Consider the following 17,138-nt stretch of genomic DNA (forward strand, 5'->3'; position numbering starts at 1 on the left):
GCTTTTATGACAGCGGACTTATGTCCTGTACGTTAATTTGGGCTACAAATAAAGTAACACCCTCTGACGAGTAATCACGACCTAAAAACAAAATCGTTGTGCGTCAGAATAAATAGATGAGAGGTAAATTATGGCAAGAGCAATCATATTAATGGCAGACAGCTTAGGGATTGGGGCAGCACCCGATGCCGAGAAGTTTGGAGATGCTGGTGCTAATACCCTGGCTCATCTATTAGCAGCATATAAGCAAGAAAAAGGTGAAGCTTTATCTTTACCTAATTTAAGTAAGCTTGGACTTATTGCAGCATGTGAAGCCGCAGGTAAAGAAGCCTGTGAAGTTGCACAGCGTATTGAACCGCAAGCTGCATGGGGTTATGCAAAAGAATTATCCAGCGGTAAAGATACGCCGTCTGGGCACTGGGAAATGGCAGGCGTACCTGTGTTGTTTGAATGGGGTTACTTCCCCAATACACAGCCTTGTTTCCCACAAGAATTTATCGATGAGTTGTGTAAGCGTGCGGACATTCCCGGTATTTTGGGTAACTGCTATGCCTCAGGTACAACCATTTTAGAGCAACTGGGTGAAGAGCACGTCAAAACTGGCATGCCAATTTGCTACACCTCAGTTGACAGTGTGTTTCAAATAGCCGCACATGAGCAATCATTTGGCCTTGACAAGCTTTATCAAGTATGTGAAATCGCACGGGCACTGCTTGATGAAATGAATATAGGACGAGTGATTGCGCGGCCATTTATAGGCACTTCGAGTGCCGACTTTATTCGTACTGGTAATCGCCGTGATTATTCAGTGTTACCACCCTCGCCGACAGTATTAGACAAGCTGGCGAACGACGGTGGTGAAGTGATCAGTATCGGTAAAATCGCTGATATCTATGCGCATCAAGGTATTACGCAAAAGCATAAAGCGCCTGGCCTGATGAATTTGCTGGAAAAAACCAGTGAAGTCATGCAAAGCGCACCGGAGCATAGTTTGATTTTCACTAACCTGGTGGATTTCGATGAAAAATTCGGTCATCGCCGCAATGCGGTGGGTTATGCTGAGGCGCTGGCGCAGTTTGATGCTTATTTACCGAACATCATTAACCAATTAAAAGACGATGATCTGCTGTTAATTACAGCGGACCACGGCTGTGATCCGACCGCTCCGGGCACAGACCACACCCGCGAATACGTGCCAGTATTGGCGTATCGCAATGGAATGAACAATACTCCGTTAGGTGAAAGAAACAGCTTTGCAGATATGGGTCAGACGCTGGCTCAGTGGTTTAACTTATCTGCTTGTGATTATGGTGACGGCTTTGCAGCCCAACTCGCTAAGGCTTGAATTAAAGGAAACATGTTATGAGTACTCCGCATATTAATGCTAACCCAGGTGATTTTGCTGAAACGGTGCTAATGCCAGGGGACCCACTGCGTGCCAAGTACATTGCTGAAAACTTTTTGCAAGACGCACGTCAGGTAACGGACGTACGCAACATGTTCGGCTTTACCGGTACTTACAACGGTAAGCCTGTCAGTATTATGGGCTCAGGTATGGGTATTCCCTCCATGTCTATTTATGCTCGTGAGCTGATCGTCAGCTTTGGTGTTAAGAACTTAATTCGCATTGGTACCTGTGGTGGTATCAACCAGGATACCAAAATCCGCGACGTGATTTTTGCACAAGGCGCAAGTACAGACTCAAATGTCAATCGTGCTCGCGTACGTGGTTTTGATTTTGCGGCCATTGCCGACTTTGGTCTGCTTGAGAATGGTGTGAACGCTGCACGTCGCCTTGGTATTGAAGCGAAAGTTGGTAATGTATACACCACAGACACTTTCTATCAGGCTGACAGCAGCTTTTACCCTGAGCTAGATAAGCTGGGTGTACTGGCTGTTGATATGGAAACAGCCGGCCTGTACGGTGTTGCTGCAGAGTATGGTGCCAAAGCAATGGCGCTATTTACGGTGAGCGATCATGTAATCACTGGCGAAGCAACACCACCAGAAGAACGTCAAAGCACGTTCAATGAAATGGTTAAAATTGCCCTTGAGTCAATTTAAAGAATTTGGTCCTGCCCAGGATCTCCCTGTTCCTTGGTAACGTAATCGCAGAGTTTTGGAGACACGCCTAAAACAACGCGAATCACACCCAAAAAGCCGCACCCAGTGCGGCTTTTTTTTACCTGAAATTTATTGCCCACTACCTTGCTGTTATTCCTTTTTGTTATACGCACGGGACGCGCACTGGTGATATATGCCTTCACCTAATTAAAAAGTCAGTTTCGATAATAGTTTGTCCCAGCGTATTCCTTGCAGACGTTTTGTTATTTTATTTCTTCTCAGTATTCACTGAACTGAAATAAATGCACTCAGGTTGGCGTTTAATCTCACCAGTTAGCTATATACTCTGATTATGCGGTTTTATATTAAGGTCAGAGATGATGACTTTTCCGAGTATGTTGCTGTCCTGGGGAATGGCTTTGTCAACAACGGCATCCTGTAATGTGCCGATAGAGTTACTGAAATCACAGGCATTTAATCAGCCTCAACAAGCTGTACAAACGTATTTAAGCAATCAGGGTAGTTTTCAGCGTGCAACCTGCGCCGATGCGGCACTGGCATATCGTTACTTATTGATGGCTGCAACCAGGGTACAGGACTGGAAACTCGTTGCAGAGGTCGCTCAAATACTTCAGTCGGGACGATTATCTCCTCACGTTGCGGGCAAAGAGCTCAATGTTATAAATAACTTAGGCGTTGCATATCGAAAGGTCGGGCAACCTGAAGATGCACTGACGCACTATCGTTGTGCGTTAACATATGCCAACAGCCACGATGAAAGAGCGCTTATTAAAATCAATATTGCGATAGTACATCGCAATGCCGACCAGCCAGCGATTGGGTTTCGTCTACTTCAGGGGATTGAGGAAAAGTACTTACCGAGCATTATCCTGGCCGGATTGCATGTCGCTAAAGGCAATACAGCTTTGCAGCTCAAACGCTATGATGAAGCGCATCGCGCGTATCAGCAAGCGCGTGAACATTATTTGCTTGTGGGAGATAAGCGCAATGCACAGGCTGTGGTGGCAAATATGTTGGTCGTTGCGCTCGCCAAAAATGATACGCAAGCATATGATCAGCTGCGCACCTTGAGCACTCTGGACATTGACATGCTGACTGATCATGGGGGGAGGTTTATTCAATGGCTCGACACCTTCCGGTCATATAGTTCTGCTAATAATCTGAATCAGTTACAGCGACAGCAACTGCAGGATATAGAGACAATTGCGGCGGACTATATCGAGTTTGTTATGCTGTTGTCGGCGCGTTTTAGTCTAAATCAGGCTGTGGTAAGACCTGCTCGAATTAACACTAAGCAACCTCTGCTTTCGAGTGCACTGGCCAGACGTTGGTGTAAAGGGATGTAGTGTTGCGAGCCTGATTTATATAAAAATTTGTTTTTACCTCACTTTATGCCAGATTTAAGGTGCAGGTATAAGAAAACTATCGGGAGCAAGTATGGCGAACTGGGTGAATGGCAAAGTGGTTGAAAAGCTGTGGTGGACACCCAGCTTGTTTAGTATCAAAGTAGCGGCTGATATCGACCCTTTCACTGCTGGCCAGTTTACTAAACTGGCATTACCCGTAGAAGACAAAAAAGTTTCGCGTGCATACTCTTTTGTAAACGCGCCTCAGGACCCTTTACTTGAGTTCTTTTTGATTGAAGTGCCTGATGGGCAATTATCTGCGCCATTGGCGGCCCTGGACATAGGCGATGATATTTTAGTGGCAGGTAAGCCTAGTGGGTTTTTCACATTGGATGAAGTACCGGATGCGAGTGTACTGTGGATGCTGAGCACAGGCACGGCGATAGGCCCGTTTTTGTCTATGCTGAGTGATGGTAAGTTGTGGAAGCGCTTTGATCGGGTTGTGCTGGTTAACGGCGTGCGCCATGCACAAGATTTGTGCTATCAGGACATGCTACTGGATACAGAGAAAATATTTAAGCAGTTCAAATATGTGCCATTAGTTAGCCGGGAGGAGACGGCGCACACTCTTTCTGGAAGAGTGACAAACCTGCTCGAGAGCGAAGAGCTATGCCGTCATTGTGGTTTTGAGCAGCTGCCTGAAGACAGCCAGTTTATGCTGTGTGGTAACCCGCAAATGGTGAAAGATACGACCGCCTTATTACAGACGATGGGGTTCACCCGGAATCGGCGGGCACAACCTGGCCATATTACGGTAGAGCAATATTGGTGAGCGTAAGGCAATGTATTCGAATATTGACACTTAGCAAAGCAAAACTTCCCGGTGGAGTGGCCTGATTCTGTATTCTGGTAACTGAATTTGCTATCGTGCACGCCAATTAGTCCCATGAAAAGGTAATTTATGAAATACCTATTTGTACTGATTGGATTGGTTTATTCGGTTATTGGGTCAGCAAACCCTGCGCTTGATGAACAGGCCAGCGATTATCAGTTAGCAAAGACAGAGCAGGAACTGGCGGCAGAAGCCGTAGTCGACAAGCTTATTTTGGCGTATAACGCGCAAAACATACGCAAGTTTATAGAGTTATATGCCGAAGATGTTGAATTTTATATGTATCCGCAAACCTTGATGTTTACTGGAAAAGAAAAACTGATTGAGCGTTATGGGCTGATGTTTAAGAAAATGCACTGCCTTAAAGCCACCTCAATTAAGCGTATTACGCATGGCTCCATCGTGATTGATCATGAAACTTCGGAGATTTGCAGTAAAGAAGCGGGTGTTGTGGATAAACGCTCGGAATTTGTGACTAGCTATCAAATTGAAAACGGTAAAATTAAAAAGGTCGTGTTTTTTCGTTAAGTGTGAAAATCGTCAAGGCTATGCACAATGTTTTTCAGGTACATAGCCTCAGCACAGATAAGCGCTGCTACCAGTGCTCAACCAATTCCTTAAAGCTCGGGTTTGTCTCCAAAACTTGAAATGAGGGCTCGTTATTGAGCTCATTCTTTAGGTTTGGCGAGTAGGCCAGTGCCATTTTAATATCGGCAATCGCATCAGCATATTGATCCAACAGGGCATAAGCACAGGCGCGCTGCCAATAGGCATAGCCATAGTCACTGTCAATTTCAAGCGCCTGATTGCACAGATTAATTGCAGGCCCTGTTTGTTCTAGTTCGAGCAGGGCATCGGCTTTGTAAACCAGCGCTTCAACATCATCGGGGTGACGTTTCAGGATTTCGTCGTACATCTCGATTTTGCCATGCATGTCACTTTCGAGATTTGCTCGCATCCATAACGAGTGAATTTCGTTGGTGATTGTGATTTTTCGTTGGTTGTTGAGAATTTCTTCTGAGCGCTCTTTGAGCTTTTCTTCCAGCGTTCTTAGCCTTTGTTCATATTCTTCAGTGATATTACCGACTCTATCATTAACCGTTTCCTCAACTTTATTTTTGATATCCCGCAATGAATTCCAGCCAACCAACACAAGCAGTGAGGCTGTAGCTGTGATGATGAACAGCACATTGTTGATGGTATCCGTGGTATAGGTCAGTGCGCGGTCTGCGGCATCAAGCTGTTTGTGGGTGAGCTGTAAAGTGACATCCTCACGCAGCTTTTGTTGATCCTGCCGTAAGGATTTTAATTCGTCTAAAATATAGCGCTCCATTAATGGGCGATACATTGGCTCTTTCAGCTGTTGCAATACTTGTTGCTGCTGTTGCTCGGTTAAGATGAGAGCAGGCTGAGCGTTACTTGCCGCGAGTGCGCTGCAATAGAGCAAAGTGACGAAAATAAGGATATTTTTTAGCATAGCAGTGATCTGTTTGAGAGTTTAGTCTAGCATGGTGCATGAGAGGCTTAGAAATTGCAAAACCATCCGGCACGGTTAGAGGCTATTTGGTCAATACAATGAGGGGTGAGGTTAAGTAGATTGCATGAGGTATGGCACTATCTTTAAGTTATTATGTTACTCCGTAGTGGCTGTTGCTATGTTTGCCTGCCGCCTGGTAGTTGCACACCCACATCCACATCCACAGCCGCGCCCCGTCATAGTGCCCGAGTCAGAAGCGACTATCCAACTCCAGGTTGTCACGGAGGAGTGGGTGCCTTACAACTTTATCAACGAGCAGGGGCTGGTTGATGGACGTGCCACTCAAAAGGTGAGGGAAGTACTTGATGCTGCCGGGATCAGCTATGAAATCTTGGTATTCCCCTGGACCAGAGCCATGAAAATTGCCCAAACTCAACCTAACACTATGATTTACTCTATTTTTCGTACGCCAGACCGTGAGGCCCGGTTTGAGTGGGCCTGTCCTTTGTTAAGGCCAGTTAAAGAGCATCTCTTTCGTTTATCTACCCGAGAAGACATACAAATTGGCTCATTGGAGGACGCTAAACGTTATATCACAGCGTTGGTTAGAGGGAGCGTGGTTCACGAGTATTTGCTCAGTAAGGGCTTTAAAGGAGGCGTGAATTTAGATGTGTCAGCCAATCCAGACTCGCTGGTAAAAAAACTACTGGCAGGTCGGGTCGATTTTCTTATGACCACGGAATTTACCATCTACGAGGCCCTACGTTTGATTGAAGAGCCATATGAGGTGGTGACGTCTGCACTGGAGGTGCGAGATCGTTCCGGTGAGAGAGCTTGTCTGGCATTTCATCCTGATACGGATAGTCAAATCATTGATAAGGTCCGCCGTGCTCTGGCTGAACACAATCGCCGCTATATTGGCCCATAACTGAGTCAAATCTCACACGGCTCACCAAAAGCTTCTGTCTGAAACTTGAACAAGTATTTCAACTCTGTCACAGTGAATTGGCTGCACTGTGCGTGCTGCTCACATATAAAATAATAACATCAAGGAGTTAGAAGTGAACGTATATAGAATCTTAATACCCATCATACTAAGTATCTTGTCTGGTTTGAGTTTTTCCAGCGTCGCAACCAGCTTGTCTGAATTGCATGATATTAAAAAAGGCAAGTTTTTCCTTTACGATAAAAGTTCGACTGGTCCCACCTATGAACTTGTCCTGGCCAAAAATGGCACGGGAAAATACGCACGGCAAACTGAAAGCCAGATAAGCTGGAGCAAAGTTGATGATGGATTACAAGTTAATCTGGCCTCACCGGAACTGATCTGGGCATATCAAGATCAGGGTGTAGAGTATCGCTCAGAAATATACCAGGTGCATGTTTTTCCGTCGCAGGAAGGTGTTTCCTTTGCACAACACATGCGGGTAGTGCGAACGGACACAATGGAAGTGGTTGAAACGCAGGCACAGCACTTTGCCGGAATTCTGGTGCCAGCCAAGTCAATGCAAGACTGGCAAGTTGATCTTACTGAGGGAACCTGGGTGATCCCGGGGGTTGATTACATCTTGTATGAAGAATTTGATATACCCGCATTTGGCGCCGTCGAAGCGAACTTCTTTGCTAATGGGCATGGTCAAATAACGCATCATGATAACACGGTGAGCCGCTTTAAATGGCGTATTAAAGGTAATCGCCTGGTGCTGAAATATTGGCAAAATGGTATCAAAAATAAACTTGTATTGAGAATCACAGAATCACTGGCAGGGGTTGGATTAGGTGTTGTGATCAAAGCCACAAGCCATACAGGTAAAGCGCCGCTGTTGCGCACGGGGTTAATGATTAAAGATCAGAAAACGCATTTCAGTTATGAGAATACGGTGGGTACCTGGTTGCGTGGCGAAGCTCGCTATGACTACTTTGAGGATCACGTTTATATTCCCAATGTGGCTTTCGGGAGCGCAGTTTGGTCATTTAATCAGGCTGGTGAAATAGAGCGCCAGAAAATTATTCACCCTCAGCTGGGTACGGTCCCTGTCTGTCCGGATGATACGTGTTATGTGTCTTGTACTTTTACGTTAAAACTGTTGGCGCAGGATGAAGAGGCCCTATACGTGTCAATACAAACAGACTCGGAGCTGGTCGATGCCGGCCCGCATTTTTTTATGGGCAAGGCAATTGTTAAGTTCGATCTCAAGCCATATCAAAGCGTATCGGCCTTTGATTACTCATGGCTTGGCCAGACAACGCTGACTTTTAAATCACAGAGTGAGTCTGCGCGATATTATTTTATGATGATGCCTTCAGTAACAGGGGCCTGGGAGTATGTTTACGCGAAAGACGCACCGAATAATATTCAGGGCAAGTTTACAGTGGTTGACGGTAAGCTGCACCTTGAAGGTGAACTGGAGACGCAAGTGCTGGAGATCCAGCAGTCGACAAGGGATAGCTTAAATGTATGCCGTTACGCTGAGGGTAGCTCGTGCGCAGCCGGTGACACTATGATTTTGGAGTTTCATAACGGCACCGACCTGCTTGAGTAGGGCTTCATAGCGCTTATTGCATAAGGTCAGCCAATTCGCTGGCTTTATGCAGCTGAACCAGACAGAAGCTGATATAACACGACGACCAGTATCACCGAAATACACACCACCAGATAAGGCATGGCTGTAGAACGTTCATTAGAGTTAGCCACCAGGTGTTTTTGGTACAGTTGTTGACCATAACCTGCGGTGTCATCCAACTGTGTAAGAGTACGACGTGGGAAAGTCAGTATACCCAAAGTGGCAAATAAGCCAGAATTTAACCATTGTCCTTTAAACAGTGTTAGCAGTGCCAGTGTAAGCAAGGCAATGCCAGCGATCCATCTGATTAAGTAAGTCATAGTGCGTCCAATGCAATAATAAAACCAGACTGTACTTTAGAGTTTGGGATCTAAACTTGCAAGTGAATTGTTCCTGAAATGTGTAAATTACAGATTTAACCTATTTCTCTTACCAATTGGGTAGGTTATATCTCACATTTTGCTCATTTCTGGATTTAGCTGCTTTGGCTCACCAGGCCCAATTCAACAGCTTTTAATGTCGCCTGGGTGCGATCTCTGACCTGAAGCTTGCTAAGTAGATTGGAAACGTGATTGCGAATAGTGCCTTCCGCTTTATAAAGCTGGCCTGCAATTTCTTTGTTTGATAGTCCACGCGCTATGAGTACAAGAATTTGTTTTTCCCTGTCTGTGAGCTCATCCAGTATCGATTCTGCCTGTTTAAATACGTTGCTTAAAGCACGTTGAATAACCAGTTTCCCCTCATATACTGCCTGAATCGCTGCTTCCAGTTCTTCTAACTCGACGTCCTTAAGCATGCAGCCATTGGCACCCAGTTGCAGGGCTTGTTGTAGCTTTGTGGTATCGTCAAAGGTCGTCAGGATCAATACTTTGGGCGCGTCTCCCATGGCATTGAGCCGCTCCAATACGCCAACCCCATCGAGCTCAGGCATACGCATGTCTAGCAAAATGACGTCAGTATCAATGAGGCCTGCTGTGTACTGATCTATAAATTCCAGCCCATTTGCTGAACTACTATTACATTCAATGTTTTCACAGAGCGCGAGCAGGGCCTGCATGCCCTGCCTGACTAAAGCTTGATCATCGACCAGGTGGACCTTAATTTTACTCATGATGGTGTGTTTCCTTAAACTGAACTTGCACGATAAAGCCTTTTGGTGAGTTGTGCCAATCAAATTGCCCCCCAAGTTCAGCAACACGTTCTTGGAGGCCTCGAAGCCCATTACCTGGTTCGCTGAGTGGCGCTGCGGTACCATTATCGTAAATTTTCATCTGAAACTCAGCATTGATTGATGGCCCAAACTCAATATTGACCTGTGTGGCGTTACTGTGTTTCAGGGTATTGGTGATACATTCCTGGCAAACTCGCAGAATACAATGGGCATGGCTTAAGCTTTGTAAAACGGGGTGAGCGTTAAACTGCAAAGTAATATGGACTCGTGGCACGTGATGGATCAGTTCAGTGAGCACCGCTTCGAGGTCAAGCGACTGCTCGGTGCGCTTATCACTGACAAGTGTGCGGATCTTTTCCAGTGTTTCGCGGGCAAGTGTATAGCTTTGCTGTAGCTGAGACTTAAGTGGTTCCTGTGCGGTTCTTCTGGCAACGTCAAGGTTAACGATCAAACTGGTTAACTGGTGGCCCACATCGTCATGTAGCTCCCTTGCCAGTAATAATCGCTCCTGTCTTGAAACAGATTGTCCAAGTAGCGACTGAGTGGCCAGCAATTGGCTGTTGGCCAGCTGAGCCTGTTCTTTGGCTGTTCGCTCTTGCTGCATGCGATGACTTACCACATAAGAAAATAAATGAAATGAGGCAAATAACATGGCCTCTACCCAGGGCCATGGGTGCTGCCAGTAAAACTTTTGGACAAGCAAGTAAGTCATGCTGGCGAACAGCATGTAGCAGTATGACTGCACAGGTGATAAATAGAATGTCAAAATAGCGATGAGCATTACGCTGTAAATAAGGTATACCGATGAAGGCAGTAAAAAACCGGTGCTGTGGATAAGAAAAGCCATTATAGCCAGTAGCCGGTATCTGACTGTATAACCATAACTGTGCTGAGACTCATTGGTGACCAGCAAAATTAAGGGCAGTAAGGCCAGATGTGGCAACCAGGCCCAGAATGGAGCCTGTGATAGAGCAAACAGGCTTGGTGCAGCTACCGCGCCCCAGGTCACGAGTGCGGTTGCAAGCATAGAAGGTTGATATTGAAAGTAAGGCTGCACAGTAAAATCATAATTGTTATTTATAATATGTACTTATATCAGATCAGAGCGAGAAAAGAAGCATGACGAATGTCATTGGTTTTTAGTGACAATAGTGACATGAAGGTCGGATTACTTTTCCCTAAGCTGAACGGACATCAACTAGGGAGATAACAATTATGCAATACCTTCATCAATTTTCTTTGGTTATTCACATCATCGTGGGTAGCTGTGCATTACTCTTATTCTGGGCACCAATTTTGGCCAAAAAAGGCGGAAAAATGCACAATCTGTCAGGGAAAGCGTATGCTTACAGTATGCAGACTGTCTCTTTAACAGGCATTTTATGCTGTGCACTGGTGCTGACTGACCCTATCTCTGTTTATCCGGAAGCCTATCTTCAGGCATCCAATCAGGCTGACTTTTTAAATTCAGCGCGTGAGCGAGCCAGCTTTTTACTCATGTTGTCTTTTTTGGTTCTGGCGTCGGTTATGCATGGCATGCGCGTGCTTAAGGATAAGGCATCACGCCTGACAGTAAAACGTCCAGATATGCTTTTCAACTATTTTGCTTTGTGCGCCAGCGCGTTATACGTTGCTTACCTGGGCGCTCAAAGTGGTCAGGTTTTATATCTGGCGTTCAGTATTATCAGTATGATTGTGGCAATAAAAATGATGCGTTATACCTTTGCTCACACAGTAAAGCCGCGGCAATGGATTATTGAACACCTCAGCGCAATGATTGGCTCGGGTATTGGTGTTTACACAGCATTTAGCGCCGTTGGTGGCCGTTACTTACTTGTCGAGGTATTGGGAGAGCAGGCAATGTTGCTGGCGTGGCTGGCACCTTCGGCATTAGGGACTCTTGGGCTTATCGTTGCCAAACGCAAATATCAGCAACGCTATCAGGTTGTTGTAAAGGATAATTTGGCCCGTCAAGCTGCGGCTTCCTGAGCCTTTATTTGCGAGTTGTGCCGAAATACAGCGTTTGCTCCAGTTAAGATAATTGTACCTGTACCTGCAAAATTAAGTAATTGGTTTGGGTACATTTATCAATCCTGATACAAAGCGCCTACAAATGGTTACTGACCGTCTATGCTTGTAGTTGTATGGTTGAATTATGACCGCAATGACAACAATCCGACGGGGCTAACTATGAATAAACTCTCACTGATATGCCTGATGCTATTTCTAACTTGCCAAAGTGCATTGGCGGTCCACTTAATCGGCCAGACTCACTGGACTGTGCTTGAGCAAGACAAGTATTTTAAGCCTGGTAATACTGAACAATACCTCGAGCTGGATTTAGCATCCGTTAGAGCAACACTCCTGGTGGCAAACACGGTGAATATGGTTTTGCCGCTACCAAATGGTCAGTTTGTGACGTTTCGTCTGACACCGAGCCAGGTGATGGCGCCTGAGCTGGCAAATAAATATCCGGAAATTAGAACTTTTAAAGGGGTGGAAGTGGGAGAGCCTGATAATCAGGGCACCTTTGACTTGTCGCCGAAAGGGTTTTTTGGGATGTTTGAACACCAGGGACAAACTATTTATATTGACCCTCAGCCTGCGTTAAACAACTATCGCAGTTATTTTTTTAATCCAGCGGTTCATCATAACCATGCACAAGACATCAAACGCCATCCGCCAATTCGTTTTCCCGGTATTTCTGACCCCACTGCAAATCGCCCTGAAGGGCTGATGCAAACCAGCCAGATTAGTGAACAAATAGTATACCGCCTTGCGGTAGCTGCTACGGGGGAGTACACCGCTTATCATGGTGGTACACGTCCACTTGCCTTGGCTGCGATTGTGACTATGGTCAATCGAGTTAACCAGGTCTATGCGCGGGATCTTGGAGTAACATTTCAGCTTGTTGCTAACAATGATCAAATAATTTTTGTGGATGCGGACACAGATCCATTCTCAAATACTGATGAAGACATAGACGGAGACACCATTTCTCAGGCGATAGAAAACGTCATGAGCGATACTGACTATGATATTGGACATTTGGTGGTGACTACCGGAGGCGGCGTTGCAGGGCTGGGGGTAGTTTGTTCGAGCCAAAAAGCGGCTGGCCTGACCGGCAGTCCCCAGCCTGAGACAGATGCATTTTATATCGATTATGTTGCCCACGAAATAGGTCACCAGCTCGGTGCGGAACATACTTTTAATGGTTTGGTGGGCGCCTGTCAGGGGAACCGCTCTGGGTTATCTGCTTATGAGCCGGGTAGCGGTTCGACAATCATGGGATACACAGGCATTTGCGGAGAACAAGATTTACAGCAAAATTCAGACCCCTTCTTTCACTTACACTCCATTGAGCAAATGGTTGCGGTAACCCGTCAGGGGATTGGCAGCACCTGCGGTGCCCGTACTAATCTGACCAATCAAAGTCCAGTGGTTGATGCCGGTAGCGACTTTACCATACCCGCCCGCACACCTTTCACGTTAACTGGCAGCGCAACCGATGCAGATTCTGATACGCTTAGTTACAGCTGGCAGCAGTTCGACCTTGGGTCGGCTACAAATAGTGCAAGCCAGGATGCCATTGATTCTGGGTCAGGGCCTTTGTTTCGGGTATTTAACCCAATCATGCAGCCGGTCAGAACCTTTCCTAAATTAATCGACATTCTTGCAAATAGCGTGGCATATGGGGAAGCGTACCCAACAACAAGCCGTACGCTGAACTTCCGTCTGGCCGTGCGAGATGGTCAGGGGCATGTTGCCAGCGATACGATGCAGGTCAACGTGGTTGGTTCGTCAAGCGGATTCACAGTAACCCAGCCTGATAGCAGCACTCAGTGGCTATCTGATACACACACCGTGACCTGGGACACTGCAAATACTCAGAATGCGCCAGTTTCATGCTCCAGAGTAACCATTAGCCTTTCTACCGATGCAGGTGTGACTTTTGGTACATCGCTGGCAAATGGGGTCGATAACGATGGAGAGCAGGAGGTGCTAATCACTTCTGCAATTAGTACCAATTCTGCCCGGATCCGAGTTGCTTGTACCGACAATATCTTTTTTGCCATTAATTCCGGGAACTTTACAATCAATTCTGATGGCCCGCCTGATCCGATAGTACCTGTGTTTGAATCTCAAAATCCGATTTCTGTTGCGGAAGATGACCGTGTACAGATTAAAAAAGAAGATCTCAACTTTGAGCTCGGGCTGGCTGTTGATTTAATCACCCTGCTGCCGGGTGATAACTATACCTATACAGATCTGACAGTGATCCCGAATGAGAACTATAATGGCACGCTGAATGTTGCGGCATTCGCAACAAAGGACAATCAAAACAGTGAACGATTTAACGTGGAGGTGACGGTTACTGCGGTCAATGATGCACCTGTCGCGCAAAACGACAGTGCTAATGTGGAGTTTCAGGCAGAGCAAGTATTATTGACTGTATTGAGCAATGACACGGATGTTGATGGTGATGCGCTGAGTATCTCTGCTGTGGATTATCAGGGAACCGGTACAGTCACGATTGCGTCAAATGGTTTGCTCTATACTGCAGGCACTGGCTTTTCTGGCGATGACACCATAGGTTATACCATAAGTGACGGTAATGGAGGCACTGCATCTGGTAGCGTTGCGGTAACTGTTGAGGCCGCACCTGTTGAGCCAGAACCAGAACCAGAGCCAGACCCTCAACCCGATCCACAGCCGGATCCGCAACCTCCTACTCAATCTCTGGATGATGGTGGTTCAGGAGGCACGTTGTTTATGATGCTTTGGTTGTTGGTGGCTGGGGTTTTCATTCGGTTAGGAGTAAAAAAATATGAAGGGTAAACTAACTGCACTGAGCGTTTTGCTCAGTGCAGGATTGGCAGTGGGGTGCCAGGGGATGAATAAGCAAGAAATGGCGCCAGATGGAAAGCTGCAGCAAGCACTCTCTGAGGCGATGGATAAGCAAGACTTCAGGTTGTATTACACCACGGGCCGGCGGCCTGTGGTGCCTGGCTTTGAACAATTTGAATTTAAAGCGCTCGAAGCCCGCTGTGGTGTTAAAGTGATGCCGGGCACCGGCGATACTTTACGTAGTGAAGCAGATAAAGCTGCACGGACACAAGCTTATCAGTATGCGAAAGCGTATAACCTTAAAATATATGATGCGTGTTTAAACAGGTTGTAAATGACGACACAACAAAAAATATTATTGATAGATGATGATCGAGAGCTCACTCAGCTGATGTCTCAATTTCTGCAAAAAAATGGATATCATGTCGCTTGTTATGAGCAGGGAAATGGCGCCGTTGCGCGCGTTGATGAATTTGCACCAGATCTACTGGTGCTTGATCTAATGTTACCTGGTCAGGATGGCCTGAGTATTTGCCGTCAGATCCGGGGCCGTTTTAACGGGCCTATTATTATGCTGACGGCATTGGTAGACGACATAGATGAAGTAACCGGGTTGGAAGTGGGTGCCGATGACTATTTGTGTAAGCCCGTTAAACCTCGTGTCTTATTGGCCCATATTCGGGCACAATTAAGGCGCCACAACATGCTTGTGACACAAACCAGTCAGACAGTGCGCACAATTAATGACGGTGAAATCTGTGTTGACTTGGCAAAACGTAAGGCAACATGTGGTGATAAAGAAGTCTTGCTGTCTAGTGCTGAGTTCGAGCTATTGTGGTTGCTGGCTAATTCTGCGGGCCGAATATTGTCGCGGGACGAATTGTACCGCACAATATTTAAACTTGAATTTGACGGTATGGATCGCTCAATTGATCTGCGCATCTCCAGGCTGCGCAAGAAACTGGGGGATGACCCAAAAGAGCCTAAAATTATTAAAACAATAAGAAATAAAGGATATCTGATTGCAAGTTAATGCTTTGCGGCTGAGCGCATTTATCGCTCTGGCGATTGTGCTCAATAGTCTGGTGGCGCTGACAGTACGACATACCTTACTTGTTGAGATTGAAACCCGGTATATCGAAACGCAAAATCAGTTTTTAGATGAGGTCGGAGCCAGAGTTCAAACTGAGCTGGCCCGCCCTTCACAAATATCATTATCTGAACTGCAGGTACGTCTGGAAGCACGGTACGATACCCAGGCACTGGTGGTGCGGCGCAATGCCGACTTTTACTCTCAGTCTCAGCTAAGCGAATTTGCTGAGCTTAATGAACAGCAAGCGCTGGTTGATTACCTAAATGCCACACTGTATTTTGTGCTCAACGACCATGAGGTACTCGAAATTGGCCCTTTGGTTGACCAGGATGTCTATTACTACTTGGTAGACTGGTTTGACTGGTTGATGTCGGCCTTTCTCAACCTACTTTTGCTGCTCGTTTTCTGGTATCTGAATGTGAAAGAGCGTAACGTGCTGGCCGAACGACTCGCTCAAATGCCCGTTGCGCTGAGTCAGCCTCAGGATTTGAATAGCAGTTTGCAACAGCTTTCGCAGTTAGTCGACGCGCAACTGAATGAAGGAGAGGCGAGAATCACGTTGCAAAGAGATCTGTTACATGGGGTGGCGCATGAGTTTCGTAGTCCGATGGCCAGGATGCAGTTTGCATTGGACATGTTGGAAGATGCAGAAGAGGAGGAGCGAGCGGCGCTCCATACCAGCCTGAATCAATCTTTGCAGGATCTGGAAGGCCTTGTCAGTGAGTTGCTGTACTACGCCAGAGTAAAAGACAACTCAGTCAAACCAAAACAGGTTGTGTTGCAAATGGGCTCTGTATTGCAGGAGACCTTGGATAAGGTTGCCCCTTTTTATCCTCAGGTTGACTTTGAACTGGATGCGCAAGAGATACATTGGCAAGGCGATGAAGCACTGGTAAAACGACTGTTCACCAACTTATTGCGAAATGCCGGCCGTTTTGCCAGGGAAAGAGTACGCGTTGAGCTCAGGGAGCTACCCGGTGAGCTGGTGGTTCGTGTTATCGACGATGGAATCGGTATTCCGCCGGGAAAACAGGCGCGTATTTTTGAACCATTTACACGGCTTGATCCCAGCCGTTCGCGGGATTCTGGCGGCTGTGGACTGGGATTGGCGATTGTCCAGTCAATCGTCAGTAAGCATCATGGTACGGTGAGTGTGAGTGAAGAAAGCACAGATCTGGGCGGAGCGTGTTTTGAGATCAGACTGCCAAAGCGCGTGAGTACGGACAGTGCTGCTATTCCAGTTCATTAAGCAATTGTTTGATGTCAGCGCGGACAGTGTCAATGTCCTTAACCACCAAATCAACAGCCTGGGTACTGGCATAAATATTTTGCCAGTTATCTGACCAGGTTGCCCTGAGTGTGGTGGCACTTTGTTGTAGTTCACTGTTGGTCAGGTAGCTGAAATCATTGATTAAACCCACACTTACCCAGCCTTTTCTCGGGCTGCCCAGGGTTTTGTCCTGATCATAATGGGCGATGTAGATAAGTTGTTCAAGCTGTGCCAGTTCTCTGAGCATTTCGAAACAAGCGGTGCGTATATTATTGTTTTGCTCAGAGACCTCCAATCGCCAGGCATTGTAAGCAAAACCCACAAACGCAAACAACATACTGGCGATCAGGCTAAGCTGATACAGGCGGACTTTTTCACTGAGCTTCATAAGG

The 17,138-nt window shown here is 46.4% G+C and carries 17 protein-coding genes; 12 read left to right on the forward strand and 5 right to left on the reverse strand.

The window, feature by feature from the left end; translation table 11 throughout:
- Positions 1 to 130: 130 nt before the first annotated feature.
- The 5 genes from QNM19_RS04060 (at position 131) to QNM19_RS04080 (ending at position 4,851) form a co-directional block, all read left to right on the forward strand.
- Entirely contained in the window at positions 131 to 1,345 is a 1,215-nt protein-coding gene (locus QNM19_RS04060; protein ID WP_049865266.1) for a phosphopentomutase, read from the forward strand.
- A gap of 17 nt (positions 1,346 to 1,362) precedes the next feature.
- Complete coding sequence (gene deoD / locus QNM19_RS04065) at positions 1,363 to 2,064, forward strand: purine-nucleoside phosphorylase (RefSeq protein ID WP_010380169.1); 702 nt, start codon at positions 1,363 to 1,365, stop codon at positions 2,062 to 2,064.
- A 377-nt stretch (positions 2,065 to 2,441) separates the two neighbouring features.
- A complete protein-coding gene (locus QNM19_RS04070) occupies positions 2,442 to 3,431 on the forward strand; it encodes a tetratricopeptide repeat protein (RefSeq protein WP_156202354.1) in 990 nt (329 codons plus the stop codon).
- A gap of 91 nt (positions 3,432 to 3,522) precedes the next feature.
- Positions 3,523 to 4,263, forward strand: a complete 741-nt coding sequence (locus tag QNM19_RS04075; protein ID WP_049865264.1) for a ferredoxin--NADP reductase — start codon at positions 3,523 to 3,525, stop codon at positions 4,261 to 4,263.
- Between the two features lie 129 nt (positions 4,264 to 4,392).
- A complete protein-coding gene (locus QNM19_RS04080; protein WP_284026362.1) occupies positions 4,393 to 4,851 on the forward strand; it encodes a nuclear transport factor 2 family protein in 459 nt (152 codons plus the stop codon).
- Between the two features lie 67 nt (positions 4,852 to 4,918).
- Here QNM19_RS04080 and QNM19_RS04085 read toward each other — a convergent pair whose 3' ends face one another.
- A complete protein-coding gene (locus QNM19_RS04085) occupies positions 4,919 to 5,800 on the reverse strand; it encodes a tetratricopeptide repeat protein (protein WP_284026363.1) in 882 nt (293 codons plus the stop codon).
- 124 nt (positions 5,801 to 5,924) lie between these two features.
- Between QNM19_RS04085 and QNM19_RS04090 the strand changes: the two genes are divergently transcribed.
- Positions 5,925 to 6,728 carry a substrate-binding periplasmic protein gene (locus QNM19_RS04090; protein WP_284026364.1) on the forward strand — a complete coding sequence of 268 codons (804 nt, stop codon included), beginning with the start codon at positions 5,925 to 5,927 and terminating at the stop codon, positions 6,726 to 6,728.
- Between the two features lie 133 nt (positions 6,729 to 6,861).
- On the forward strand, positions 6,862 to 8,343 hold the full coding sequence (locus QNM19_RS04095) for a hypothetical protein (protein WP_284026365.1): 1,482 nt from the start codon (positions 6,862 to 6,864) through the stop codon (positions 8,341 to 8,343).
- Between the two features lie 44 nt (positions 8,344 to 8,387).
- On the opposite strand, the gene QNM19_RS04100 is transcribed toward QNM19_RS04095, so the two are convergent.
- The 3 genes from QNM19_RS04100 to QNM19_RS04110 all read right to left on the reverse strand — a co-directional run bounded on the left by QNM19_RS04100 (position 8,388) and on the right by QNM19_RS04110 (position 10,592).
- Positions 8,388 to 8,684 (reverse strand): hypothetical protein, encoded by a 297-nt coding sequence (locus QNM19_RS04100; protein ID WP_049866456.1) that lies wholly within the window; start codon positions 8,682 to 8,684, stop codon positions 8,388 to 8,390.
- 155 nt (positions 8,685 to 8,839) lie between these two features.
- Positions 8,840 to 9,475 (reverse strand): response regulator, encoded by a 636-nt coding sequence (locus QNM19_RS04105; RefSeq protein WP_049866455.1) that lies wholly within the window; start codon positions 9,473 to 9,475, stop codon positions 8,840 to 8,842.
- Positions 9,468 to 10,592: a sensor histidine kinase gene (locus tag QNM19_RS04110; protein ID WP_284026366.1), complete on the reverse strand. Its 1,125-nt coding sequence runs from the start codon at positions 10,590 to 10,592 to the stop codon at positions 9,468 to 9,470. The genes QNM19_RS04105 and QNM19_RS04110 overlap by 8 nt, the downstream gene beginning before the upstream one ends.
- Positions 10,593 to 10,750: 158 nt before the next feature.
- On the opposite strand from QNM19_RS04110, the gene QNM19_RS04115 reads away from it, so the two are divergent.
- The 5 genes from QNM19_RS04115 to QNM19_RS04135 all read left to right on the forward strand — a co-directional run bounded on the left by QNM19_RS04115 (position 10,751) and on the right by QNM19_RS04135 (position 16,725).
- On the forward strand, positions 10,751 to 11,524 hold the full coding sequence (locus QNM19_RS04115; RefSeq protein WP_284026367.1) for a hypothetical protein: 774 nt from the start codon (positions 10,751 to 10,753) through the stop codon (positions 11,522 to 11,524).
- Positions 11,525 to 11,725: 201 nt separating this feature from the next.
- On the forward strand, positions 11,726 to 14,374 hold the full coding sequence (locus QNM19_RS04120; protein ID WP_284026368.1) for a reprolysin-like metallopeptidase: 2,649 nt from the start codon (positions 11,726 to 11,728) through the stop codon (positions 14,372 to 14,374).
- Positions 14,364 to 14,717 carry a hypothetical protein gene (locus QNM19_RS04125; protein WP_049862939.1) on the forward strand — a complete coding sequence of 118 codons (354 nt, stop codon included), beginning with the start codon at positions 14,364 to 14,366 and terminating at the stop codon, positions 14,715 to 14,717. The genes QNM19_RS04120 and QNM19_RS04125 overlap by 11 nt, the downstream gene beginning before the upstream one ends.
- The gene (locus QNM19_RS04130) at positions 14,718 to 15,416 is read left to right on the forward strand and encodes a response regulator (protein ID WP_049862940.1); all 699 of its coding nucleotides are present in this window, start codon (positions 14,718 to 14,720) and stop codon (positions 15,414 to 15,416) included.
- Positions 15,406 to 16,725: a sensor histidine kinase gene (locus QNM19_RS04135; RefSeq protein WP_049862941.1), complete on the forward strand. Its 1,320-nt coding sequence runs from the start codon at positions 15,406 to 15,408 to the stop codon at positions 16,723 to 16,725. Before QNM19_RS04130 ends, QNM19_RS04135 begins: the two co-directional genes overlap by 11 nt.
- Here the strand turns inward: QNM19_RS04135 and QNM19_RS04140 are convergent.
- Positions 16,709 to 17,134 (reverse strand): hypothetical protein, encoded by a 426-nt coding sequence (locus QNM19_RS04140; protein ID WP_049862942.1) that lies wholly within the window; start codon positions 17,132 to 17,134, stop codon positions 16,709 to 16,711. The genes QNM19_RS04135 and QNM19_RS04140 overlap by 17 nt on opposite strands.
- Positions 17,135 to 17,138: the final 4 nt, after the last annotated feature.

The organism is Pseudoalteromonas ardens, from assembly GCF_030125445.1.
Lineage (GTDB): Bacteria > Pseudomonadota > Gammaproteobacteria > Enterobacterales > Alteromonadaceae > Pseudoalteromonas > Pseudoalteromonas ardens.